This window comes from Glycomyces arizonensis DSM 44726, from assembly GCF_000482705.1.
In the GTDB taxonomy this organism is placed as follows: Bacteria; Actinomycetota; Actinomycetes; order Mycobacteriales; family Micromonosporaceae; genus Glycomyces; species Glycomyces arizonensis.
Map to the genome: position 1 here is coordinate 1 of NZ_AXWO01000034.1, position 24739 is coordinate 24739.

A 24739-nucleotide genomic window follows, 5' to 3' on the forward strand; every position below is an offset into this window, starting at 1 on the left:
CGGACTGGTTCGGAATGTACGGGAACAGGTGTCGGAAGTTCTTGCGGGCGTAACGAACCCAGCGGCGCTCGCCTTTGACCTGGAACAGGTGCTGGGCAACCATGAGGCACACCAGCTCGGCGTCGCTGAGCTCCTTCGGCTTTCCGGGCTTTCGCCCCTCCCGGGGGATGACGTGATCGTCAACGACCACGTAGAGTGCGGTCAAGAGGGTCTCGATGTCCTGAGTATTGTTCACACTTCACTCAACGAGACCCTCTCCTGCTGGTCACGACCCGACCGGGTTAGGAATCAATCATCTAGGCCGAGCGGGTCTGCTCGATCCAGGAGCCGTGGAGGCCCGCGTAGACCGAGCCCTCCTCGGCCGCCAGTTCGGCGTGCGGGCCGTGCTGGACGAGGTTCCCGTCGTCGAAGACCAGGACCTCGTCCGAGGTCTCGGCCGTCGACAGGCGGTGCGCGATGATCACCGTGGTCCGCCCGCGCGTGACCGCGTCGAGCGCGGCCGACAGCCGCAGCTCCGTGGCCGGGTCGACGGCGCTGGTCGCCTCGTCGAGGACCATGAGGTCCGGGTCGGCCACGTAGGCGCGCACGAGCGAGACGAGCTGGCGTTCGCCGACGCTCAGGTTCGCGCCGCCCTCGCCGAGCTCGGTGTCGAGGCCGTGCGGGAGACCGTCGACCCACTCGGCCAGTCCCAGTTCGGAGAACGCCACGTAGATCTCGGCCTCGCCGATCTCCGGCTTCGCGAAGCGGACGTTGTGGGCGAGCGTGCCGTTGAACAGGAAGCCCTCCTGCGGCACCATCGTGACCCGCGAGCGCAGCGACGCGAACGTGACGCCGGTCAGCGGCCTGCCGCTGAGCACCACCTGTCCGGAGGTCGGGTCCATCAGTCGCGTCAGGAGCTTCGCGAACGTCGTCTTGCCCGAGCCGGTCTCGCCGACGACGGCGACCTTGCTGTGGGGGCGGATCTCGACGTCGATGCCGTGCAGGACCTCCTCGCCGCCCGGGTAGGCGAAGCGGACGTTCTCGAAGCGCGCCCCGATCGGGCCGTCCGGCAGGTCGGTGCCGTCGGCCGGGTCGGCCACGTCGGGTTCGGTGTCGAGGATGTCGAGCACCCGGCGCCAGCCCGAGACCGCGTTCTGCGCCTCGTTGAGCATCTCGGTGGCGGTCACGATCGGCTGGATGAACAGCGTCACCAGGAACAGGAACGCCGTCAGCTGCCCGACCGTCATCGTCTCGCCCGCCACCAGGTAGGCGCCCAGGACCACCACGACCGCGTACACCCCGAAGTGGACGATCTCGCCGGCGCCGAAGGAGAACGCCGAGCGCCGGATCGCCCTGGCCTGGTTGTGGCGGTGCTCCTCGATCGAGGCGTCGAGCCGCTCCGAGGTCCGCGCGCCGACCCCGTAGGAGCGCACCACGCCCGCGCCCACGACCGACTCCGAGACGGCCGAGAGCATCGCCGCGACCGACTTGCGCACGTTCGAGTAGGCGTTCGCCAGGTGTTTCTGGAGCCACTTGATGAGCAGACTGACCGGCACGAACACGATCCACACCGCGAGCGCCAGCTGCCAGGAGTAGACGGCCATGACCACGGTGGCCACCACGATCTGGGCCAGCGAGGTGACGATCTGCATGCCGCCCTGCTGGAGGAACTGGCTGACCGTGTCGATGTCGGTGGTCACGCGGGCGGTCAGCGAGCCGCGGCGCTCCGACTGCTGGTGCAGCATCGACAGGTCGTGGATGTGGCGGAAGGTGCGCCGCCGCAGGTTCGCCAGCGCCGTCTCGGTGACGATGAACAGCCGCTTGTTCATCAGGTAGTTCGAGGTGGTCGTGATCGCGAGGATCCCGACGCCGACCGCGGTGACGCCCAGGACGTACTCCACGTTCGGGCCGCCGGGCCCGAACAGGCCGTTGTCGAGGACCTTCTGGGCCGAGACGGGCACGACGAGGCGGCCGACCGAGGTGATCGCGGCGAGGACGAGCGTGAACGCCAGGCCGCTGCGCAGCTCGGGCGAGAGCCGCAGGCCGCGGCCGAGGGTCTCGAACGGGCCGGGCTCGTCCTTCTCCTCGGGGGAGGCGGGCTCGTTCCGTTTCGGGGCGGTGTCGGTGCTCACGCGGCGTTCTCCTCGTCGAATTCGCGCTCGGCCTCGGCCCGCTCGTAGGCGGTGACGAGGTCGGCGTACGGCCGGTGGGTCTGGAGCAGTTCGGCGTGGGTGCCGCGGGCGGTGATGCGGCCGCCGTCGAGGAAGACGACCTCGTCGGCCAGGGCGATGGTGGCCCTGCGGTAGGCGACGACGAGGACCCCGGCGGCGTCGGCCGAACCCTTGAGCCTGGCCAGGATCTCCGATTCGACCTTGGGGTCGACGGCGCTGGTGGCGTCGTCGAGGACGAGGAGCCGCGGCCTGCCCGCGAGGGCGCGGGCGAGGGTGAGGCGCTGCCGCTGCCCGCCCGAGAGCGTGGTGCCCCGCTCGCCGAGCTCGGTGTCGAGACCGGCTTCGAGGTCGCCGACGAACTTGTCGGCCCCGGCTGCGGCGAGCGCCTGCCAGACGCGGGCGTCGTCGATGCCCTCGCGGTCGAGTGAGAGGTTGGCGCGGACGGTGTCGTCGAAGACGAAGGGGACCTGCTGGACGAGGGCGCAGGTGTCGGCGAGGCTGCGGTGGGTCAGTTCGCGCAGGTCGACGCCGTCGAACCGGACCGCGCCCGAGGTGGGGTCGGTGAGCCGGGCCGCGAGGTGGGCGAGGGTCGACTTGCCCGAGCCGGTGGCGCCGACGAGCGCGACGGTCGTGCCCGGCTCCACGGCGAAGGAGACGTCGGTCAGGGCTTCGGAGCCGTCTGCGTAGGTGTAGGCCACCGAGTCGAATTCGAGGCGGGCCGGGCCCGTGCCCTCGAGTTCGCGGGTCCCGTACGTCATGTCGCCGGTGGAGGCGAGGACGCCGTTGACGCGGCGGCGCCCGACCACGGAGGTGGGGAGGTCGCCGAGGACCCAGCCGATGGCGCGGACGGGGAAGGCCAGGATGGAGAACATGAACGAGACGGTCACGAGCTCGCCGAGGCCGATCGCGCCCGCCTGGTAGCGGGTGAGGCCGACCAGGAGCGCCAGGAGCGTGCCGAGCTCGGGCAGGCCCTGGATGAGCGGTTCGAAGGCGGCCCGCAGGCGGCCGACGCCGATCATGGCGTCGCGCAGCTCGTTCGCGGTGACGGTGAACCGCTCGGTCTCGGCGGCCTCGCGGCCCATGGCCTTGACGACCAGGGCGCCGTCGAAGGACTCGTGGCCGTCGGCGGAGACGGCCGCGCGCAGCTCCTGGGCCCGCTTGGCGCGCGGGGCCATCTTGGAGGCGAAGACCGCGTTGAGGGTGAACAGGGCCGGGAACATGCCGAGGGCGACCAGGGCGATGGCCCAGTCGATGGTGAAGAACACGACCATCGAGAGGACGAGCATGAACACGGTGCCGCAGGCGAACGGCAGGGGCGCGAGCGGCCGGGTGGCGGCCTCGACGTCGGCGTTGGCGTTCGACAGGAGCGTCCCGGTCGGGTGCTTCTGGTGCCAGGAGACCGGCAGGGCCAGGTATCGGCGGGTGACCTTGCGGCGCCAGTGGGCCTGGACCTGGAACATCTGCGTGCCCGAGCCGATGCGGCGGGCGCACATGCTGGAGAAGCGCAGGATGGACATCCCGAGCAGGGCGCCGACGCCGATGGCGACCGAGCCGGTGCCGACCTCGCCGTTCTCGTAGGCGGGGACGGCGACCTGGGAGACGACCCAGCCGATGATGAACGCGACGGTCATCTGCATGGCGGTGTTGACCATGGCGCCGACGACCGCGACGGTGAATCGCTTGGGTTCGATCTTGATCATGTCGCCGATGTTGCTCAGCCCTTGGCGAAGGATGCTGGAATCGACGGCAGCGTCGGTCATGGGGCTCTCCGGTGGTGGGCGCGGGGCGGTACTTGCCGTACGGCAGGCAAGCGGCCGCCTGCAATGATGCCTCGCGCGTACGACGGTTGCCAAACCGCTTTCGGCGCTTCGGTCAGCGCACGGGGTGGCCCGCGTCGGCGAGTTCGCGCTTGACCTCGCCGATCGCGACGTCGCCGAAGTGGAAGATCGAGGCGGCGAGCACGGCGTCGGCCCCGGCGTCGACGGCGGGCGGGAAGTCGGCGGCCTTGCCGGCGCCGCCGGAGGCGATGACGGGGATGTCGACGGCGGCGCGGACGGCGGCGATGAGCGGCAGGTCGAACCCGGCCTTGGAACCGTCGGCGTCGATCGAGTTGAGGAGGATCTCCCCGGCACCGAGCTCGGCGGCGCGGGCGCACCATTCGACGGCGTCGAGGCCGGTGGGGCGCTTCTGGCCGCCGTGGGTGGTGACCTCCCAGCCGGAGTCGGTTCCGCGGCCGGAGGCGACGTCGGCGGAGAGGACGAGGACCTGGTTGCCGAAGCGGTCGGCGATCTCGGAGATGACCTCGGGGCGGGCGATGGCGGCGGTGTTGACGCCGACCTTGTCGGCCCCGGCGCGCAGGAGCCGGTCGACGTCGTCGGGGGTGCGGACGCCGCCGCCGACGGTGAGGGGGATGAAGACCTGCTCGGCGGTGCGGGCGACGACGTCGTACATGGTGGCGCGGCCGCCTGAGGAGGCGGAGACGTCGAGGAAGGTGAGCTCGTCGGCGCCGGCCGCGTCGTAGGCGGCGGCGAGCTCGACGGGGTCGCCCGCGTCGCGCAGGTTCTCGAACTGGATGCCCTTGACGACGCGCCCGGCGTCGACGTCGAGGCAGGGGATCACGCGTACCGCAACAGTCACGCGAAAAGCCTACAGGGTGGGGCGTGTCGGTCCCCGTTCGATTTGGCGCCGGGTATCACGCTTGCTGTCATGAACGCACCTATGAAGACGATCACGGTCGAGATCTCCGATCTCGCGTACCAGCAGCTGAAGGATGCGGCCGAGCGGGAGGGCACGACGATTGAGGCCCTCGTCCGGCTCCCGCTCGAGAAGGCGGCGTACGCCGCCAAGGAGGGCGGCCTCCTATAGGTAGGACGCCGAGCTCCCCGAATGTGTTCTGCGCGACCTTTCCGGAACGAAAGTTGAACATGTTCAAGACCCCGAGTAGCGTGAACTCAGGAGTTGAACATGTTCAACTATTCCATTCCCTCGGAGAGAACGGAGCGCTGTCATGGACATGGCAGTCGTCGGTTACATCGCCTACCTCGTCGTCGCCATCCCGCTGACCGTCTGGGTGGCCCGCACCCTCGGGGCCAACGGGTTCCACTTCATCAAGGACGTCTTCGCCGGGGACGAGCAGCTCGCCCACGCCGTGAACAAGCTGCTCCAGGTCGGCTTCTACCTGCTCAACTTCGGGTTCGTGGCCCTGTGGCTGCGCACCGCCGAACCGATCGATGACGCCCGCGGCGTCTTCGAGACCGTGGCGCTCAAGATCGGCGCGGTCCTGCTCGTGCTCGGCGTCCTGCACGTGGTCAACGTGATCGTCCTCAACGCCTTCCGCAAGCACGCCCACGTCGACGCGAGGACCCTTGCCACTCTTGAGCCCCCGCAGCGACCGCAGGCATACGGCGCCTGACCCAAGTAGGCTTGCGCTCGTGAGCAGAGCGGCTTCGAACGACGCGTCCGCCCGTCCTTCCTCGAAGGGGGAGCGGACGCGCCAGCGCATTCTGGACGTCGCGCTCGACATGTTCGCCGAGCGCGGTTACGACGGCACGACCATGCGGGCGATCGCCGCCGAAGCCGGTGTCTCGGTGGGGAACGCCTACTACTACTTCAAGTCCAAAGAGCACCTGATCCAGGGCTTCTACGAGCAGGCCACCATGCGCCACGCCGCGATCACCCCGGCGGCGCTCGAAGGCAAGGAGACCCTCGCCGAGCGCATCGAGGCGGCCCTGCTGGCCTGGCTGGAGATCGCCGGGCCCTACCACGACTTCGCCGGCCAGTTCTTCCGCAACGCGGCCGACCCGAACAGCCCGCTGAGCCCGTTCTCCGAGGACTCATCGGAGAGCCGCGAGCGGGACGTCGCGCTCTACCGCGAGGTGCTGGAGGGCTCGAAGACGCGCGTCCCGAAGGACATGGCCGACATCCTGCCGGAGATGCTGTGGCTGCACCAGATGGTGGTGGTCCTGTACTGGGTCTACGACGCCTCGGAGGACCAGGAGAAATCGCGCGAGCTGGCGCGCCGGACGGCGCCGCTGGCGGCCCGCGTGGTGGCGCTCTCGCGGTTGCGGATCCTGCGGCCGCTGGTGAAGCAGGGCGAGGAGCTCGTGCGGGACTTCCTGATCACCAGGAGGCCCGAGTGAGCGGGGCCGGTGGGGCCGAGGGCATTGCCTCCCCCGGCCCCACCGGCGTTCCTGTCCCCTAGCAGTCGCGCAGTTCCGGCGACTGGTTGAGCAGCTGCCCGCGCGGGGAGATGAACTTGCGGTACGTGTCGGAGTCGACCTCCGAAGGCGGGAAGGCGGCCAGCCGGTGGCAGTTCTGGAACGCCAGCTTCACCCCGAAGTGGCGCTCCAGCGCCCCCCGCATGGAGTCAGAGGCCAGGGCCCGCAGCAGCTGGCCCCTCGCCTGCTCGTCCGGCGGCGGCACGGTGTTGTCCGCGAACTGGGTGGAGCCGGTCGACGACGACACGCCGCTCTTCAGGTCCGCCACCACCTTGGTGACGAGCTCCCAGGCGAAGGGCAGCGAGTGCTTCACGCAGTCGATGAATTCGGCGTCGCCGACCTCCCCCTCCTCGGCTTTGGCGAGCAGGTCCTCTGAGACGTCAAGGGACATGCGGTTCTCCTCTCGGTTCGGATCCGGTTCATTGTGCGGGGAATCGTGACTCTCCGCTGTCGGGTAATCGACGTATTCAGGTTTCATGCGCAATTCGTCTAGACAGGTTGTGTGAGAAGGAGGAACGACCGGGCGCCGAGCGCCGGCGACGCGGCGCGCGGAAGTCCCCTGCTCAAGCACCCTGACGGCGTTGCGCAGCGCGGGCCGCGCCTCGGCGTCTCGGACCTGCTCGCCGGTCGGGTCGCGGCCAGGCCGCCCTTCGGCGCAGGTGCACCCTCGACCCGGTGGAGCGCTCGGGGCCCACGGTCGGGCCGGACTCGGCCGCGAGCCCGTCGAGGGGACTTCGTCCCCGGCCACTGATTTCGCCGAGCCGCGCCTCGGCTCGCGAGCGCATCCCTTAGACCGTCTGGGCCCGCAGGAGGTGTTCGCCGAGGATGTAGTCCGGGACGATCTGGTCGGCCAGGTCGATTCCGGCACGGTCGTTGCCCCACGACTCGGCGGCGCGGCGGTGGAACTCGTGGGCTTGGCGCGTGAACTTCTCCCAGTCCTTCCCCGCGGCCACGGCCCGCTCGCGGGCGGCGTCGAGCACGGCGAGGTTGTCCTCCTCCAGCTCATCGATCGGCCCGATCCTCCCGCGTTCGGCGGCCTTGATGTAGCGCGAGCGCGAGCACCACCCGAGGAGGGCCTCGCCGACGTGCTCGCGCAGGAAGTCGACGTCGTCCGCATCGTCGATCTTGTTGCCGATCACGGCGATGTCGACGTCGTAGTCGGCGGCGTATCCGGCGTACTGCCGGTAGACGCCGACGCTGCGCAGGGTCGGCTCGCAGACGAGGAACGTCTGGTCGAAGCGGGTGAACATGCCCGAGGCGAAGGCCTCGGCTCCGGCGACCATGTCGACGACGACGAACTCGTCCTCGCGGTCGATCATGTGGTTGAGCATGAGTTCGACGGCGCCGACCTTGGAGTGGTAGCAGGCCACGCCGAGGTCGTCGTCGACGAAGCCGCCGGTGGCGGCGAAGCGGATGCCCTCGACGTCGCGGAAGACCTCGTCGTAGACCGGGTTCGACTCCCCCACCGTCAGCAGGCGCGATCCGGGGCCGGGCGGGGTGGTCTTGAGCATCAGCTCGGCCGAGGGGATCAGCGGGTTGGTCCCCCGCAGGTACTCCTTGACGTCGCCGAGGCGCTCGCCGAGGACCGGGTCGATCGCGGCCTCGTCGGGGTCGAGGCCGAGCGCGGCGGCGAGGTGCTGGTTGATGTCGGCGTCGATGGCCATCACGGCGTGGCCGAGGCCGGCCGCGCGCCGCGCGAACAGCGACGCCATCGTGGTCTTGCCCGAACCGCCCTTACCGACGAAGGCGAGCTTCATATCGGAGAGTCCTCCACTTGTTGAAAATGGTTTCTAATATCAACAAGAGAGTAGCAGGCGCCCAATGTGATTGCGCCTCATATGGATCGATTCAGTGAAGGACCTGCTCCTCGTAGTATCTGGCCGCGCCGGGATGGAGGTCGACGCCGACGCGGCCCTCGGTCGCGGTGGTCGCGTCGATCGCCCCGGCGGTCGAGTTGTCGAGCGACCCGCCGTGCTCGTAGAGCGCCTCGGTGAGCCGGTAGACCTGGTCCTCGTCGAGGTCGCGCATGGCGTAGAGCGCGGCCCAGGTCCGCAGCGTGGTGACGGACGCGTCGACCCCGGTGTAGGTCCCCGCCGGGATCTCGGTCTCGCTCAGCGTCGGGTCGGCGGCGGCGAGCGCGGCCCGCACGTCGCCCGGGATCGGCACCAGCTCGATGTCGGCGCCCTTCGCGGTCTCGCCGATCGCCATGTCGGGCAAGGCGAGGACGCCCACGGCCGCGTCGACCGCGCCTTCGCCGAGATCGACGGCGGCCTCCCCGAAGTCCTCCTCGACGGTCTCGACCGGAGTGACGCCCGCGGCCCGGAAGATCGCCTCGGCCATCGCGCGGGTGCCCGACCCGGCGGGGCCGACCGCCACGCGCCGTCCGTCGAGATCGGCGAGAGTCTCGATCCCCGAGCCGGGCGCGGCCGCGATCTGCACGACCTCGGGGTAGAGGTTGCCGATCAAGGTGAAGTCGAGCGCGTCGCCGTCGAACTCGCCCTCCCCGGCGGCGGCGTGCGAGGCGACGCCGCTGACGGCCATGCCGAGCTGGAGGTCGCCCGCGTCCAACGCGCGCAGATTGTCGACCGAGGCGTCGGTGGCGAGCGTGGAGACGGTCAGGTCGTCGACCTCGTCGCTCCACATCTGCGCGATCGCGCCGCCGAGCGGGTAGTAGGTGCCGCCGACCGGGCCGGTGCCCATGACCATGGTCTCCAGCGGGCCGCTCTCCGGCGGCCCCTGTTCGGCCGCCGTGCCGCACCCCGCGAGCAGGACAGTGGCCAGCATCACGGCGAGGCGCGCGGTCAGACCGTGCATGTGCTCCCTCTCCCCCGATTCGTCGGATTCGCCAGGTTCACTCTACGACTCGCGCGTCGACAGGGGAAGGCGAAGCGGCCGGTCGGAAGTCATCCCGACCGGCCGCTCGAGTCATGCGCTCACTCCGAGGCCACGGCCTCCACGTGGCGGACGGCCTTGGAAGAGGACGCGGTCTTGCGGCTGATCCGCCGCTCGACCAGGACCACGACCTTCGAGAGCGCGTAGGCCAGCACGAAGTAGATGAACGCGGCGATGAGCAGCGCCTGGAGGAACGACTGGGCGTAGTCGCGCCCGATGTTCTGGGCGCCGTGCAGCAGCTCCGGATAGGTGATGACGTAGCCGAGCGCGGTGTCCTTCAGGAGGATCACCAGCTGGGCCAGCACGGCGGGCAGCATGTTCCGCATGGCCTGCGGCAGCACGATGATGCGCATGACCTGCCCGTGGCGCAGGCCCACCGCGTACCCGGCCATCGCCTGGCCCGGCGGCAGCGCGTTGATGCCCGAGCGCATGATCTCGGCCAGCACCGCGCCGTTGTAGACGGCCAGGCCCACCACGAGGAACGTCAGGCGTCGGCCTTCGACGTCGAAGCCGAGCGTGTCGGTCGTGAAGCCGAAGGCGCCGTCGATCGTGAAGGGGATCCAGATCAGCAGCAGCAGCGGGATCGCGCGGAAGAACTGGACGTAGATCATCGACAGGAAGCGGACGACCGGGTTCTTCGAGACCCGCCCGAAGCCGACGACGACGCCGAGCAGGAGCGCGCCGACCGAGCCGAGCGCGAAGGCCGTCAACGTGTTGAGGAGGTCGGGGATCCAGGTGGTCTCGACGATGAGCGCGTCCAGCGGGTTGATCCAGCGGGACTGCTCGAAGAAGCTCTCGGCCGCCAGCTTCCAGACCGCGAAAGCGGCGATCGCCGCCAGGACGATGATCGAGATGATCGAGGCCCACCGCGTACGCATGCGGCCGCGCGGGCCGAGCGCGTCGAACAGGACGGTGCTCTCTTGGGGTCGGCTCATGGGTGTCCTCCGGTTCACCGTACGAAGACGGCGCGCTTCTCAGCGAGCCGGACGAAGTAGCTGATGATGAGGTTGACGATCAGGTAGCTGATCAGTACGCCGATGATGACCGCCCACAGGTCGAAGCGGTCCCGGTTGTCGTTGATCAGACGCTGCGCCTGGGCGCTGAGTTCGGGGACGCCGATGGCCAGGACCAGGGCGCTGTTCTTGACCAGGGCGGTCAGGAGGGTGCCGATGGGGGCGATGACCGACCGGAACGCCTGCGGGAGGATCACGCTGCTCAGCGACTGGCCGAACGTCAGGCCGATCGAGCGGGCCGCCTCGGCCTGGCCGAGCGGGATCGAGTTGATGCCGCTGCGCAGCGTCTCGCCGACGAACGCGCCGGTGTAGGTGCCGAGGCCGACGAGCGCCCAGACCCAGTTCTCGGCCGAGATGCCGATCTTGGGGAAGCCGAAGAAGAGGATGAACAGGACCGCGAGCAGGGGGACGTTGCGGAACGTCTGGGTGTAGGCGTTGGCGGCCCAGCGGGCGGGCGGGGCGGGGCTGACGTGCATGACCGCCAGGATCGCGCCGATCACTAGGGCTATCGCGAAGCTCGCGAGGGTCACCCAGATCGTGGTGAACAGCCCGTCCCAGAGGGCGGCCACCATCAGATCGAAGTTGTCGAACAAGTGGACTCCTCCATGAGGCGAACGGTGGCGCCTGCTACCAGGCAGGCGCCACCGTGACGCTTACTCTCGGACTAGAACGGCTCGTAGCGGTTGGGCTCGGGCAGCGTCTCCGGCATCGGCATGCCGGCGGCGCCGAACGTCAGGTTGAACGCCTTCTCCCAGTCGCCGTTGGCGAGCGCCTCGTCGATCATGTCGTTGATGAACATGCGCGCGTCGGTCTCGCCCAGCGGCATGGCGATGCCGTAGGGCTCCTCGGTGAAGATGTTCGAGCTGTCGAGGACGCGGAACGCGTCGGGCCTGTCGACGGTGAAGCCGTAGAGGATCGTCTCGTCGGTGCTCACCGCGTCGGTCTGGCCGTTCGCGAGGGCCTCGGCGCACGCCGCGTAGTCGGCGAGGGTCGTGACCTCGGCGTCGGGGTTCTCCTCCTGCATGTTCTCGATGGAGCCCGAGCCCTCGGCGATGCACACCTGCTTGCCGGCGAGGTCGGCGACCGACTGGACGTCGGTGTTGTCGGCCGCGACCATCACGTTCTGGCCGGTGTCGAAGTAGGGGCCGGCGAAGTCGAAGTTCGGCAGGCGCTCGGGGTACATCGAGTAGGACGCGATGACCACGTCGACGGTGCCGTCGTTGACGTAGGTCTCGCGGTTCTCGGAGGTCGTCTCGACGAACTTGAGGTTCGCGTCGTCGCCCTCCTCGTCGACGGTGCCGAAGATGCGCAGCGTCAGCAGGCGCGCCATCTCGGCGTCGAAGCCCTCGATCTTGCCGGTGGCCGTGTCCCGCTGGCCGATGAGCGGCTGGTCGAACTTGGAGCCGACGACGAGCACGCCCTTGTCCTTGATGTCCTGGATGAAGCCCGCCGGGAGCTCGGCGGCCTGCTCCATCGCGTAGTCGCCGACCGACTCCTGGACGTCCTCCTCCTTCTCCTGCTCCTTGCTGGCCTCACCCGAGCAGGCGGCGGCCAGGGCCATGGTCGCGACCGCGATGCCCGCGATGACGCTTCTTCGGAACATACGCATGATTCCGTGTTTCCTTTCCTTGAGGCACCGACCGGCATTGCGTGTCGGGGACCTGGTTCGTCCGTCAGTGGGTCATTACCTTCGACAGGAAGTCCTGAGCGCGCTCCGTCTGCGGATTGTCGAAGAAGTCCGCGGGGGTGGCGGTCTCGACGATCTGCCCGTCGGCCATGAACACGACGCGGTTGGCGGCGCGGCGGGCGAAGCCCATCTCGTGGGTGACGACCACCATCGTCATGCCTTCGCGGGCGAGGTCCTGCATGACGTCGAGGACCTCGTTGATCATCTCGGGGTCGAGCGCGGAGGTCGGCTCGTCGAACATCATCAGCTTGGGGTCCATGGCCAGGCCGCGGGCGATCGCCACGCGCTGCTGCTGGCCGCCGGAGAGCTGGGCGGGGTAGGAGGACGCCTTGTCGGAGAGCCCGACGCGGTCGAGGAGCGCGCGGGCGCGTTCTTCGGCCTTGGCCTTGGATTGGCGGCGGACCTTGATCGGGCCGAGGGTGACGTTCTCGAGGACCGTCAGGTGCGCGAAGAGGTTGAAGTGCTGGAAGACCATGCCGACGTCGGCGCGCAGCTCGGCGAGGGCGCGGCCCTCCTCCGGCAGGGGCCGTCCGTTGACGGTGATCGAACCGGAGTCGGTGGTCTCCAGCCGGTTGATGGTGCGGCACAGCGTGGACTTCCCGGACCCGGATGGTCCGATGAGGACGACGACTTCGCTCTCGTCGACGGTGAGGTCGATGTCCCGCAGCGCGTGCAGGTCCCCGAAATACTTGTTGACCCCGGAGATGGCGACCATGGGGGTCTTCGGCTGCGTCTCTTCCATTCGTGTCCCTGCTGGTTGTGAACCCTCGTCGAGCACGGGGCGAGCGGATACGGCTTGATTACCGTTGGAATATTAGTGTGGCAGCTCACCGCGACTCGACGGGGCCGCGGTGGGACGCGAGAAGTCGGCAGTTGGATAACGGCAACGTAAAGATGCACGCTCGCGTCGTAGGCCCCGGGTGCGCCGCCGGATCACACCGCGGACGCTGGTGGGCGGCATCGGATCGGACTAGTGTCGAACCATGAGCGTGCCAGTGGAGACCGCAGGTGTCACGGTTGACGGAGTCGACAAGAGGATCACGGTCGAGAAGCGCGGACTGGTCGAGTACCAGGAGGCCTGGGACTACCAGAAGCTGCTCCAGCAGCGGCGCATCGACGACGAGATCGACGACACCGTCCTGCTGCTCCAGCACCCGAGCGTCTACACCGCCGGGAAGCGCACCGAGGCGTGGGCGCTGCCGCAGGACGGCACGCCGGTCGTCACCGTCGACCGGGGCGGGCAGATCACCTGGCACGGCCCCGGGCAGCTCGTCGGCTATCCGATCATGAAGATGCGCCGGAAGGTCGACGTCGTCGCGTACGTGCGGCGCGTGGAGGACATGATCGCCGCGGTCTGCCACGAGTTCGGGGTGACCTCGGCCCGCGGGCGCCTGCGGGACCGCACCGGCGTCTGGCTCCCGGCCGACGACTCCGGCCCTGAGCGCAAGATCTGCGCGATCGGCGTGCGGGTGCGGTGGGCGACGACGATGCACGGCTTCGCGCTCAACTGCAACCCGGACATGAGCGCCTGGAGCCGGATCGCGCCGTGCGCGATCACGGACGCGGACGTCACGAGCCTGTCGGCCGAGCTGGGCCGGGAGGTCACCGTCGACGAGGTGACGCCGGTCGTCGAGCGGCACCTGCCGCTGCTGCTCGAAAGCGATTAGCAGCCGGGCATCGGCTCGGGTTGGGAGTCGGCCGGCTCGGGCTGCTCGCCGAGCATGACGGCCAGGATGTTGTTCCAGGCGTCCGACTCGGGGTAGAAGACCTCCGAGTGCGAGTGGACGCCCTCCACGGTTTTGCCCAAGATGCCCTGCTCGGCCAGGCTGACGCCGTAGTCGTCGACCGCGTCGGGGCTGTCGGAGAGGTTCCCGGTGGCCAGGTCCACCGTGCCGGGGAAGTCGTCGGGGTCGGCCCCGTGGCCCAGCAGCGGCACGTACGGCATGCCCTGGACGTAGGAGATCGGGTCGCCGGGCGCGGTGATCGAGTACCTGGGGCGGCACGGCTCGGTCAGGTCGTCGGCGCTGTAGACGTCGTAGCCCATGCCCGCCGAGGCGATGTGCAGCACTCGGTCGGCCACGAGCTCGTAGGTCTCGGCCAGGCCGATGACGGCCCCGCCGTAGGAGTGCCCGGCGAGCGTGATCGGGACGTCCTCGCCGATCTGGGCGCGCAGGTCGAAGGTGAACGAGGCGAGGCTCTCGGCGGCGACCTGCGACCAGGACGCCCAGGACTCCTCGATCCAGCCCGACGGCCACGAGGCGCCGGCCCACACCACGACCGCCAGCTCGCCGCCGGCGGCGTCGACGAAGGTCTTGGCCCGGTTGTAGTAGAGGTTGAAGTTCTCGCTGGACAGCTCCGCCGATCCGCCGGGCACGAGCACCGTGACCTGCGAGGCGGTCTCCAGATCGCCCAAGAGCTCGATCCAGGAGCCGCCGCCGGAGTTGTTGTACGGGTCGAGGGAGATGAACTCGCGGTCGGAGCCCTCCAGCTGGCCGAGCTCGGCGCGCACCGGCCGGTCGGTGTTCTCGGTCCAGGGCCGGTCCGGTCCGGCGAAGGACGCCGAGGCCTGCGTGGCGGCCTCGATGACGAGCTTGTTGGCGTCGATGCGGGCCTCGAAGGGCGCGCCGGGCAGGTAGGCGACGACGCCGGGGTACAGCACCGAGAGCCATGCGGTGTTCGCCTCGCCGAGCTCGTCGAAGAACGCGCCGACCTCGACCGGGTCGAGGCCCCCGGAGGCCGATTCGAGGGTCGCCAGGGCCGCGGCGAGGTCGCTGCCCGCGGGGTCGGGCTCGGCCGCGACCAGCTCGGCGGCGAGGCCGGGGTCGTCGAGGGCGGCGGCCAGGGCCGCCCCGGGGTCCTCGCCCGCGACGGGGGCGGCGGCGCGGAGCTCGGCGACCTGCGCGTCGACGTCGCCGCTGAGGGTCGGGACGGCGTGGAGGGACTCGGCCTCGGCCTCGCCGAGCCGCGTGACGCCGGCGAGGTACACCAGGGCCACCGACACGGCCACGAGCAGGACCGACGCGCGCCACCACCGAATTCTCACGGGCAACAGCGTAGCCGAGGGGTCGAGCAGGCGCGAATCGCGCGCGCGGCGCCGCGGCGCCCGGTCGGGGCGTCGGCGGGCCGCCGGGGAACGCTGGCGGCGGGTCTCGCGTGTCGTCACTGCGGCCCCTCCGATCAACCGTTAAGCGGCGACGGCGGTGTAGCGGTCTCCGTTGGCCGTCAAGGTGAGCGGCAGTCCGAAGGCCTTCGACAGCGACTCGGAGGTGAGCGCCTCGTCGAGCGGTCCGGCGGTGACGACGCTGCCGGAGGAGAGCACGAGCGCGTGAGTGAATCCGGGCGGGATCTCCTCGACGTGGTGCGTGACGAGGACCATCGCCGGGGCGGCTGGGTCCTTGGCCAGGCCCGAGAGGGTGGCGACGAGGGCCTCGCGGGCGCCGAGGTCGAGCCCGGCGGCGGGCTCGTCGAGCAGCAGCAGCTCGGGGTCGGTCATGAGGGCGCGGGCGATCTGGACGCGCTTGCGCTCGCCTTCGGAGAGGGTGCCGTAGCGGCGCTCGGCGAGCGGGGCGACGCCGAGCCAGCGCAGCAGCGACATGGCGCGCTCGTCGTCGAGGTCCTCGTAGTCCTCGCGCCAGCGGCCCACGCGGCCCCAGGCGGCGGTGCGGACGACGTCGAGGGCGGACTCGTCGTTCGGGATGGACTCGGCGACGGCGGTGGTCGTCAGGCCGATGAGGGGCCGCAGTTCGAACACGTCGACGCGGCCGAGGCGCTCGCCGAGGACTTCGACGGTGCCGGATGTCGGGTGGTTTCGGGCGGCCGCTAGGTTGAGCAGCGTCGTCTTCCCCGCGCCGTTGGGGCCGAGGATCACCCAGCGCTGATCGGCGTCGACCTGCCAGTCGACGCGGTCGAGGAGCTGGTTGGTGCCGCGTCGGACGGTGACGCCGGACAGGTCGAGGACGCGTTCAGACTGTGCCACGGGTCAATGAAACCACGGGGCGGTCGGGGCGGCTCGTCTGCGGCCGGGTCGGTCGGTGGCGCGACACTATACCCGGTATATTCGGTGGCATTCTGGACGGTGCCCCGCTCAGGCCGCGCCGGTGAACGGCCGCGCTATAAGAAAGTGAGCCCATGCCCTCAGTCATCGAGATCTCGGGGCTGCGCAAGACGTATCGAAAGCTCTTGCGCCAGCCCCACAACGCCTTGGACGGCCTCGACATGGAGGTCGCCGCCGGGCAGGTCCACGGCTTCCTGGGCCCCAACGGATCGGGGAAGACCACCACGCTGCGCGCGCTGCTGGGCCTCATCGGCACCGACGGCGGGACCATGCGGCTCTTCGGCGAGGCGGTGCCGCGCCGACTCCCCCACGTCATCGCCCGCATCGGCGCGGTCGTGGAGTCCCCGCAGTTCTTCAGGCACTTCTCGGGGCGGCTCACCTTGCAGCTGCTGGCCGAGAGCGCGGGCCTCGCGCCCGCCCGCGTCGACGAGGTCCTCGAACAGGTCGGCCTGCGGGACCAGGCCAAGCAGTCGGTCAAGGGCTACTCGCTGGGCATGCGCCAGCGCCTGGCCGTGGCCCAGGCGCTGCTCAAGCAGCCCGAGCTGCTCGTCCTCGACGAGCCGGCCAACGGCCTCGACCCGGCCGGGATCCACCACATGAGGGCGCTCCTCCAGTGGCTCGCCCACGAGCAGGGGGTGACCGTCCTGGTCAGCTCCCACCTGCTGTCCGAGGTGCAGCAGCTGTGCGACTCGATGACGATCGTCTCCAGGGGACGGCGCATCGTCGACGGCAAGGTCGCCGACATCATCGCCGGGCACTCGGGCTCCCAGCTGAGCGTCCGCCTCGCCGACGCCGGGCAGATCCGCGAGGCCGTGGAGGTCCTGGTGGGCGCCGAGGGCGGCGTGTCGGTCGCCGCCGAGCGCGAGCGCCTCGTCGTCACCGGCGCGCCCGAGGCCGCCTGGGTCACCAAGACCCTCGCCGACGCCGGGCTCTACCTCTCCGAGCTCACCACCGAGACCAAGAACCTCGAGTCGGTGTTCCTGGAGCTGACCGGGACCGCGCCGCAGGCCGGTCAGGCCGTCCAGGTCGGGCAGCCCGTCCCCGGAACCGAGGAGACCCCCGCCGCGGCCGCCACCGCCGCCGAGACCGCCATCGGAGGCGACCAGCGATGAATTTGTTCAAAGCCGAGCTCCACCGCATCGCGCGCCGCCGCCTGACGCTGCTCTTCGGGCTCCTCGCCGTCGGCGCTCTGCTGGTCATGACCGCCATCATGTGGTTCAACTCCTCCACCGGCCCGAGCGGAGCCGACCTCGCCGCGGCCCAGGAGATGGCCGACGCGGCCAACGCGCAGTACGAGACCTGCGCCGCCGACGAGGACTACTTCGCCGCGCCCGACTCGGAGTACTCCTGGGTCGAGGAGGACCCGGTGCTCGGCGAGATGCCGCACGAGCAGGCGTGCGCGGAGCTGTTCTGGGGCGACTCCCAGCCCGAGGACTTCATCTACGTCTACACCTTCCAGTTCGACCAGGAAGGCGTCTTCCTGCTCATCGGCGTCGCGATCGTCACCGGCCTGCTGGTGATGCTCCTGGCCGCCTCGGCGATCGGCGCCGAGTGGTCCAGCGGCGGCATGGCGAACCTGATGGTGTGGCACCCGAACCGGCTGAAGGTGTGGGGCGCCAAGCTGGCCGCCGCGCTGGTGCTGTGCGCCGTCGCCGTCGCCGCGATGCTGGTGCTCGCGTTCGCCCTGCTGTACCTGACCGCCTCCGTGCGCGGCGACACCGGGACGATGGACGGCCCGTGGTGGGAGCACACGCTCGCGCGGGTGGGCCGCACCGCGGTGCTGGCGCTGGGCATGACCGTGATCGGATCGGCGCTGGCCATGCTGGGCCGCCACACCGCGATCGCGGGCGGCGTCATCGTCGGCTACCTCACCGTCGGCGAGCTGCTGGTGACCTTCGTCAGGTTCGGCGCCAGCGGCATCAAGTACCCGGACCTGCTCTCGCTCTACACGTGGATCGGCGCCTGGATCGAGGGCCGGATGCGGCTCGACCACTGGGACCCGGTCACCGGGGCCTCGGATCCGATGGTGCTGACCGCGACCGACGCGGGGCTGCTCCTGGGCGCGATCATGCTCGTGTTCGCTGGGCTGGCGACGTGGTCGTTCGCCAAGCGGGACGCGGCTTGATTCAGTCGAAGAGGCCGGCGCGGACGTCGTCGAGCGCGTGCAGGATCGCTCCTCGCATGATCGGCTCGTCGAGGACCGCGCCGGCGACCACGCTCGGGTTGACGGGCGCGAGCTGCGAGGTGTGCGCCGCGACGCGCCCGGCGAGTTCGAGCCCGCCCGCGTAGCCCACCGGCCCGCCGAGGACCACCACGGTCGGGTCGAACAGGACGCAGACGGCGACGATGCCCAGGGCGATGCCGCGGGCGATCTCGTCGAGGCAGGCCGCGCCCTCCTCGGCGGCGGCGACGGCGGCGGTGACGACGTCCTCGGGCTCGGCGCCGCCCCAGCCGTGCTTCGCGCCGATCTCGATCACGGCGTCGCCGCCGATGACGCGCTGGTAGGAGCCCTTCGACAGCCGGGTGACGACGCCGCCGGTCGGCAGTTCGCCGCCCGGCACCGGCAGGAAGCCGATCTCCCCGGCCGCGCCGCTCGCGCCGCGGTACAGACGTCCATTGAGGATGACGCCGAGGCCGAGACCGCCGCCGAACCACGCGTACACGAAGTCCGAGGCCCCGCCCGCGCCGCCGGAGCGCTGCTCGGCGACCGTGGCGAGGTTGACGTCGTTCTCGATGACGACCTCGGGGCCCAGCTCCTCGTTCAGCGCCGTCCGCAGGCCGCGGTGCCAGGCCGGCAGGTTCCACGAGAAGCCGATCTCGCCGCTGGCGGGGTCGATGACGCCGGGGGTGCCGAGCACGACGCGGTGGACCTTGGCCATCTCGACGCCCGCGTCGGCGACGGCGTCGGTGACGACGCGGCGCACCACCGACACCGGGTCGGTCGAGCCCTCGATGTCGATCTCGGCGCGGCCCACGATCGTCCCGGTGAAGTCGGCGCACGCGCCCTTGGCCGACACCGCCCCGACCTCGACGCCCACGACGTGCGCGAACGAGGGCACGGCCGCGTACAGCGAGGCGTTCGGCCCCCGCCCGCCGGACTTGGAGCCGACGACCTCGACCAGGCCGCGGCTCTGGAGCCGCTCCATCATCTGCGAGGCGGTCACCTTGGACATCGAGGTCCGCTCGGCGAGCTGGGCCCTGGTCTGCGGCCCGTCGTCGAGCAGCAGCTTGAGCGCCGCCTGGTCGTTGAGGACGCGCAGCAGCTTGGGCACCCCTGGGGTGTGGCTCTTCGGCATTCGATCAGCTCCTCCGAGCCAACATTATCCACAAGGCGCCCGCCCCGCCGCCGCGCACCGCTCGCTCCGCGGTCAGTCCACCTCGGTCTCGACCAGGCCCCTGATCTGGCGCAGCGCCACCGACAGGACGGCGAGCTTCTCGTCGGAGCGCTCGGCCTCGTCGGTGGCCGCGTGGATCCGCCCGATCTCGGCGGCATTGCGCTCGGACCACAGCTCGACCGCCTCGGCCGGGAGCGCGCCCGGCTTGGCGTGCAGGGCGCCGGTGGTCAGGGCCGCCAGAGCGCCGTACAGGTCGTAGCGCAGCGCCGAGCGCGCCAGGGTCTGCCAGCGGTTGCGCCTCGGGAGCGCCGAGATCTGGTTGAGGATCTCGTCGGCGTGCAGCTGCGCGGCGATCCCGTAGTAGACCTCCGCGGTCTCGACGAGGTTGGTGCCCAGGAGCCTGGAGCATTCGACGACGTCGACCAGGCCGAAGCCGAAGATCGGCGCCGAGGCGTCGGCGGCGAGCGCGGCGGGCACGCCCTGCTCGGCCAGCTGGGTGCAGAACCGCTCGAAGCCGACGGCCTCGGAGTCGATGAGCAGGTCGGGCAGCTGCGGCTGGAGGACGGCCAGGCCGGGGCGGAGCCGGTCGAGTTCCCCGGCGACGTCGAGCGGGCCGCGGCGGTGCTGGACGAGCCAGCGCACGCCGCGGTCGAGCAGCCGCCTGATCACCAGCAGCGCGGAGACCTGCGCGGCCTGCGGCACCTGGTTGTCGAGCGATTCGATGCGCCGCCACAGCTCGGGCAGGGCGAACGCGTCGCGGATGATGACGTAGGCCCGGACGACGTCGGCGACGTCGGCGCCGGTCTCGTCGGCGATGCGGAACAGGAACGTGGTGCCGCCGCGGTTCACCGCCTCCCCGACGACGGCGGTGGTGACGATCTCGCGGCGCAGCGGGTGCTCGGCCATGAGGTCGGCGTAGGCCTCCCGCAGCGGCCGCGGGAAGTACTCGTGCAGGACCGGCATCGTCCACGACTCGTCGGGCAGCGAGGAGTCGAGGACGGCCCGCTTGGCCCAGATCTTGACGTATGACAGCAGGACCGACAGCTCCGGGCTGGTCAGTCCCTGCCCGGCGGCGGTGCGCTCCTTGAGCTGCTTGTCGCTGGGCAGGCCCTCGATCTCGCGGTCGAGCCCGGCGTGCCGCTCCAGGTGCTTCATCAATCTGATGTGGACCGGGAAGAGCCGCACGGCCAGGGTCGCCGAGGTGGCCAGGGCCATGTTCTGGCCGTAGTTGTCGCCCAGGACCATGTCGGCGACGGTGTCGGCCATGTCCATGAACAGCTTGTCGCGCCGGTCGGGCTCGATCCGGCCGGTGAGCGCGGCCGAGCGCAGCAGGATCTTGATGTTGACCTCGTGGTCGGAGGTGTCCACTCCGGCGGAGTTGTCGATGAAGTCGGTGTTCAGCCGCCCGCCGGCCTGGGCGTACTCGATGCGGCCCAGCTGCGTGAAGCCGAGGTTGCCGCCCTCGCCGACGACCTTGCAGCGCAGGTCGGCGCCGTTGACGCGGACCGCGTCGTTGGCCTTGTCGCCCGCGGCGGCGTCGCTCTCGGACGAGGACTTGACATAGGTGCCGATGCCGCCGTTCCACAACAGGTCGACCGGGGCGGCGAGGATCGCGCTGATCAGATCGGGCGGGGTCATCTCGGTGGTGGCCGGGTCGAGCCCGAGCGCGGCGCGGACCTCGGGCGAGACCGGGATGGACTTCGCCGAGCGTTCCCACACGCCGCCGCCCTCGGAGATGAGGGAGGCGTCGTAGTCGGCCCACGTCGAGCGCGGCAGGTCGAACAGGCGGCGGCGCTCGGCGAACGAGGACGCGGCGTCGGGGGCCGGGTCGATGAAGATGTGCATGTGGTTGAACGCGGCGACGAGCCGGATGTGCTCGGACAGCAGCATGCCGTTGCCGAACACGTCGCCGGACATGTCGCCGATGCCGACGACGGTGAAGTCCTCGGCCTGCGTGTCCACGCCGATCGCACGGAAATGTCTTTTGACGGACTCCCAGGCGCCGCGGGCGGTGATGCCCATCTTCTTGTGGTCGTAGCCGACCGAGCCGCCCGAGGCGAACGCGTCGCCGAGCCAGTAGCCGTAGGAGGCGGCGACCTCGTTGGCGATGTCGGAGAACGTCGCGGTGCCCTTGTCGGCGGCGACCACCAGGTACGGGTCGTCGCCGTCGTGGCGGACCACGTCGGGCGGCGGGACGACGGTGTTGTCGGCGTCGCGGTTGTCGGTGATGTCCAGCAGCGAGGAGATGAACTCCCGGTAGCGGGCCACGCCCTCGGCCTGGTGGGCGACCCGGTCGGCGAAGGGGCCCCGCTTGAGCACGAAGCCGCCCTTGGCGCCGACCGGCGAGATCACCGTGTTCTTGACCTCCTGGGCCTTGACCAGGCCGAGGATCTCGGTGCGGAAGTCCTCGCGGCGGTCCGACCAGCGCAGGCCGCCGCGCGCGACCTTCCCGTAGCGCATGTGGACGCCCTCGAAGTCCGGGGAGTACACGTACACCTCGTAGACCGGGCGCGGCTTCGGCAGGAACTCGATGTCGCGGGCGTCGAACTTGAACGACACGTACTTCTTCGGGCGCCCGGCCGCGCCCCGCTGGAAGTAGGAGGTGCGCAGCGTCGAGCGGATCAGCGTCAGGAAGGCCCGCAGGATCCGGTCGGCGTCCAGGCTCGGGACCGCGGCGAGCTCCTCGGCGAGCGATTCGTCGATGCGCTCGACGGCGGTGTCGCGGTCGTCGCCGACGCGCGGGTCGAACCTGGCCTCGAACAGCCGCACCAGGTCGGCCGAGATCACCGGGTTCGCGCACAGGGTGCTGGCGATGAAGTCCTTGGAGAACACGAACCCGCACTGGCGCAGGTACTTCGCCAGGGCCCGCAGGACGACGACCTGCCGCCAGGTGAGCCCGGCGGCGATCACGAGCTCGTCGAACCGGTCCGATTCGGCCTCGCCGGTCCAGACCGCGCGGAAGGCGTTCTCGAAGCGGATGCGCAGCTGCGGCACCGACTCGGCGGCCCGCCCGGGCAGTTCGAGCCTGAAGTCGTGCAGGTGGATCGTGCCGTCGGAGCGTTCGATGTGGTACGGGCGCTCCTCGGCGACGGTGACGCCCAGGTGGCGCAGCACCGGCAGCGCCCCGGACAGGCCCACCGGCTCGGCGAACGAGTAGACCTTGAAGTGGACGTCGGTGTCGTCGCCGCCGCGGCGGAACAGCTGGAGCTCCATGTCGCCCTTGTCGTGGAGCATCTCCAGCTTCGCGATGTCCTTCGCGGCGTCGAGCGGCGTGTGCTCGGCCTTGTACGCGGGCGGGTAGGCCTCGGCGTAGGCCTTGAACAGGCCGCGGGCCTGGCCCTCGCCGACGTGGTGGTCGAGCTGGAGCGCCAGGTCGGCGTCCCAGGAGCGGGTGGCGTCGGCCAGTTCGGCCTGGATCGCGTCGACGTCGACCGGTTCGGTCTCGGCGTACGGGTCGATGCGGATCACGAAGTGCAGCCGCGCCAGGACCGACTCGGTGACGCGCGTGTCGTAGTCGACGCCGATGCCGCCCAGGCGCCGGTTGAGGATCTGTTGGATCTTGACGCGGTTGTCGGTGTTGAACCGGTCCTTCGGCAGGTACACCAGGCACGAGTAGAAGCGGCCGTAGACGTCGCGGCGCAGGAACAGGCGCAGGCGGCGGCGCCCGGCCAGGCGCAGCACGCCCATCGCGGTGCGGTACAGGTCCTCGGTGCGGGCCTGGAACAGCTCGTCCCTCGGGTAGGTCTCCAGCGCCGTGACCAGGTCCTTGCCGGAGTGGGAGGAGAGGGTCACGCCCGAGCGGGTGGTGACGTCCTGGACCTTGCGGCGCACCACCGGGATCTCGGTGACCGACGACAGGTAGGCCGCCGAGGTGAACAGGCCGAGGAAGCGCAGCTCGCCGTCGGGTTCGCCGTTCGCGTCGAACGTCTTGACGCCGATGTAGTCCATGAAGGAGGTGCGGTGCACCGTGGAGCGGGCGTTGGACTTGGTGATGACCAGCAGCCGCTTCGTGCCGATCTGGGAGCGGGCGTCGGCGTTGAAGGTGTCCAGGCGCCTGGGCGCGACCGGCGCCTTCGCGAGCAGGCCGAGGCCGGTGCCCTCGACGGGCGTGAGCGCCCGCTCCTCGCCTTCCCCGGTGAGCCGGTACTGCCGGAAGCCGAGGAACGTGAACTTGTCGTCGGCGAGCCAGCGCAGCAGCTCGATGGTGTCGTCGATGTCCTTGTCGGGCACCGGGAGGAACTTGCCCTCCAGTTCGGAGGCGATCCCGAGCGCCTGCTCGCGCATCGGCTGCCAGTCGGCGACGCAGGCGCTGACGTCGTCGAGGACGGCGAGGATCTCCGATTCGAGGATCGACAGGAAGTCGGCGTCGGCCACGCGCTGGAGCTCGATGTGCATCCAGCTCTCGGTCTCGACGCCCTCGTCCGAGGGCGCGTGCGCGGCGTCGTGGGGCTCGACCGGGGTGGCCTGCGAGCCCTCGATCGCCACGGCGGGGGCGCCGACGAGTTCGCCGTCCTCGTCGCGGCGGACCGGGACGATCGGGTGGACGAACACGTTGATGTCGATGCCGTGCCGGTTGAACAGGCCGGTCAGGGAGTCGACGAGGAACGGCATGTCCGCGCAGACGATGTCGACGCGGGTGCTTGCGGACGCGTCGGGCCCTTCGGCGTCGGCGGGGCAGTCGAGTTCGAGGCACACCTCGCCCGGGCTGCGCCGCTCGGCGAGACGGCGGTGGCGGGCGGTCGTGTCGAACAGCTGCTGGGCGCTGCGCCCGACCAGGTCGTCGTCGGCGACGAGGCTCCAGTAGAGCTCGACCAGCCTGGCCAGTGATTCGTCGGTGCCGGCGAGGCCGGCCGCTTCGGCGAGGAGCTCCTCCCTATCCGGCAGGGTCTCGCGGAACTCTTCGTCACCGATGAACGCCAACACGTTTCGTCTCCAGCTCGAATCGACTCGGTCCACGTCGTTGTGAACCGGCTCCAACATAGGATCGCACGGCGCCGAGCGCGCAGGGGGCCTGCCGCGAAGTGCGGCGTCTAACCTTCCCGCCCGTGCCGATCAGCGCGGACCACCGCAGTAGATCGTCTCTTTGCTGGTCTCGACTTCGGAAACGCTCCGAAGCGGACGATTGCGGCTGCCAGATCAGCGAGTGCCCGAAGGATCTCCGCACGCTGTTCAGGGCGGCTGCCGCGCAAGGCGACGATTGCGACGACCGCGACCGTCGCCGTGGGCACCGCGAACGCCACTGCAATCCAGGCGCCGAAACCAGCAGAGAACACGGGACACTCCAAGTCGCATCGACTGCGCCCACACCATTGCGGACGAGTTCTATGAGCGAGTGTATGGATCCCATGCGTCTCCGAAAGACTTGCAGCGTGGAAGTGCGCGGCGCCTCCT

The 24739-nt window shown here is 70.2% G+C and carries 20 protein-coding genes and 1 pseudogene; 6 read left to right on the forward strand and 15 right to left on the reverse strand.

All coding sequences use genetic code 11. The features are described from left to right. From H613_RS27695 to hisF, 4 genes and pseudogenes are all read right to left on the reverse strand, one after another. Positions 1-235: pseudogene (locus H613_RS27695) on the reverse strand (IS982 family transposase); the annotation flags it as partial. 61 nt (positions 236-296) lie between these two features. Continuing rightward, positions 297-2111, reverse strand: a complete 1815-nt coding sequence (locus H613_RS27700; RefSeq protein WP_156926130.1) for an ABC transporter ATP-binding protein — start codon at positions 2109-2111, stop codon at positions 297-299. Beyond that, positions 2108-3910 (reverse strand): ABC transporter ATP-binding protein, encoded by a 1803-nt coding sequence (locus H613_RS0118895; protein WP_026925017.1) that lies wholly within the window; start codon positions 3908-3910, stop codon positions 2108-2110. Before H613_RS0118895 ends, H613_RS27700 begins: the two co-directional genes overlap by 4 nt. Before the next feature lie 112 nt (positions 3911-4022). Next, the gene (hisF, locus tag H613_RS0118900) at positions 4023-4787 is read right to left on the reverse strand and encodes an imidazole glycerol phosphate synthase subunit HisF (RefSeq protein WP_026925018.1); all 765 of its coding nucleotides are present in this window, start codon (positions 4785-4787) and stop codon (positions 4023-4025) included. A gap of 69 nt (positions 4788-4856) precedes the next feature. Between hisF and H613_RS31065 the strand changes: the two genes are divergently transcribed. The 3 genes from H613_RS31065 (at position 4857) to H613_RS0118915 (ending at position 6289) form a co-directional block, all read left to right on the forward strand. Next, the gene (locus H613_RS31065) at positions 4857-5015 is read left to right on the forward strand and encodes a hypothetical protein (protein WP_156926131.1); all 159 of its coding nucleotides are present in this window, start codon (positions 4857-4859) and stop codon (positions 5013-5015) included. A gap of 142 nt (positions 5016-5157) precedes the next feature. Further along, a complete protein-coding gene (locus H613_RS0118910) occupies positions 5158-5562 on the forward strand; it encodes a hypothetical protein (protein ID WP_026925019.1) in 405 nt (134 codons plus the stop codon). Positions 5563-5581: 19 nt separating this feature from the next. Then, positions 5582-6289, forward strand: coding sequence for a TetR/AcrR family transcriptional regulator (locus H613_RS0118915; RefSeq protein WP_026925020.1), 708 nt, complete (start codon positions 5582-5584; stop codon positions 6287-6289). Between the two features lie 58 nt (positions 6290-6347). Here the strand turns inward: H613_RS0118915 and H613_RS0118920 are convergent, their stop codons facing one another. The 7 genes from H613_RS0118920 to H613_RS0118950 form a co-directional block, all read right to left on the reverse strand. Continuing rightward, the gene (locus tag H613_RS0118920; protein WP_026925021.1) at positions 6348-6758 is read right to left on the reverse strand and encodes an SCO5389 family protein; all 411 of its coding nucleotides are present in this window, start codon (positions 6756-6758) and stop codon (positions 6348-6350) included. A 397-nt stretch (positions 6759-7155) separates the two neighbouring features. Next, complete coding sequence (locus H613_RS0118925) at positions 7156-8124, reverse strand: ATP-binding protein (RefSeq protein ID WP_026925022.1); 969 nt, start codon at positions 8122-8124, stop codon at positions 7156-7158. Between the two features lie 91 nt (positions 8125-8215). Beyond that, the gene (locus H613_RS0118930; RefSeq protein WP_026925023.1) at positions 8216-9181 is read right to left on the reverse strand and encodes a TAXI family TRAP transporter solute-binding subunit; all 966 of its coding nucleotides are present in this window, start codon (positions 9179-9181) and stop codon (positions 8216-8218) included. Positions 9182-9300: 119 nt separating this feature from the next. Continuing rightward, the gene (locus tag H613_RS0118935; RefSeq protein WP_026925024.1) at positions 9301-10194 is read right to left on the reverse strand and encodes an amino acid ABC transporter permease; all 894 of its coding nucleotides are present in this window, start codon (positions 10192-10194) and stop codon (positions 9301-9303) included. A gap of 14 nt (positions 10195-10208) precedes the next feature. Then, positions 10209-10865, reverse strand: coding sequence for an amino acid ABC transporter permease (locus H613_RS0118940; RefSeq protein ID WP_051393561.1), 657 nt, complete (start codon positions 10863-10865; stop codon positions 10209-10211). A gap of 71 nt (positions 10866-10936) precedes the next feature. Further along, complete coding sequence (locus tag H613_RS0118945; RefSeq protein WP_035738611.1) at positions 10937-11881, reverse strand: glutamate ABC transporter substrate-binding protein; 945 nt, start codon at positions 11879-11881, stop codon at positions 10937-10939. Positions 11882-11945: 64 nt separating this feature from the next. Then, positions 11946-12701, reverse strand: coding sequence for an ATP-binding cassette domain-containing protein (locus H613_RS0118950; protein ID WP_026925027.1), 756 nt, complete (start codon positions 12699-12701; stop codon positions 11946-11948). 241 nt (positions 12702-12942) lie between these two features. Between H613_RS0118950 and lipB the strand changes: the two genes are divergently transcribed. After that, the gene (gene lipB, locus H613_RS0118955) at positions 12943-13626 is read left to right on the forward strand and encodes a lipoyl(octanoyl) transferase LipB (RefSeq protein ID WP_051393562.1); all 684 of its coding nucleotides are present in this window, start codon (positions 12943-12945) and stop codon (positions 13624-13626) included. Here the strand turns inward: lipB and H613_RS29500 are convergent. After that, positions 13623-15002, reverse strand: a complete 1380-nt coding sequence (locus H613_RS29500; protein WP_156926132.1) for an alpha/beta hydrolase — start codon at positions 15000-15002, stop codon at positions 13623-13625. The genes lipB and H613_RS29500 overlap by 4 nt on opposite strands. A gap of 141 nt (positions 15003-15143) precedes the next feature. Further along, the gene (locus tag H613_RS27710; protein ID WP_035738613.1) at positions 15144-15935 is read right to left on the reverse strand and encodes an ABC transporter ATP-binding protein; all 792 of its coding nucleotides are present in this window, start codon (positions 15933-15935) and stop codon (positions 15144-15146) included. A 152-nt stretch (positions 15936-16087) separates the two neighbouring features. Here H613_RS27710 and H613_RS0118970 point away from each other — a divergent pair, with 152 nt between their 5' ends. Beyond that, on the forward strand, positions 16088-17125 hold the full coding sequence (locus H613_RS0118970) for an ABC transporter ATP-binding protein (RefSeq protein WP_026925029.1): 1038 nt from the start codon (positions 16088-16090) through the stop codon (positions 17123-17125). Then, entirely contained in the window at positions 17122-18138 is a 1017-nt protein-coding gene (locus H613_RS0118975; protein ID WP_026925030.1) for an ABC transporter permease subunit, read from the forward strand. The genes H613_RS0118970 and H613_RS0118975 overlap by 4 nt, the downstream gene beginning before the upstream one ends. Position 18139: 1 nt before the next feature. Here the strand turns inward: H613_RS0118975 and H613_RS0118980 are convergent, their stop codons facing one another. Beyond that, the gene (locus tag H613_RS0118980) at positions 18140-19309 is read right to left on the reverse strand and encodes an ROK family transcriptional regulator (RefSeq protein ID WP_026925031.1); all 1170 of its coding nucleotides are present in this window, start codon (positions 19307-19309) and stop codon (positions 18140-18142) included. 72 nt (positions 19310-19381) lie between these two features. Then, positions 19382-24271: an NAD-glutamate dehydrogenase gene (locus H613_RS0118985; RefSeq protein ID WP_026925032.1), complete on the reverse strand. Its 4890-nt coding sequence runs from the start codon at positions 24269-24271 to the stop codon at positions 19382-19384. Positions 24272-24739: the final 468 nt, after the last annotated feature.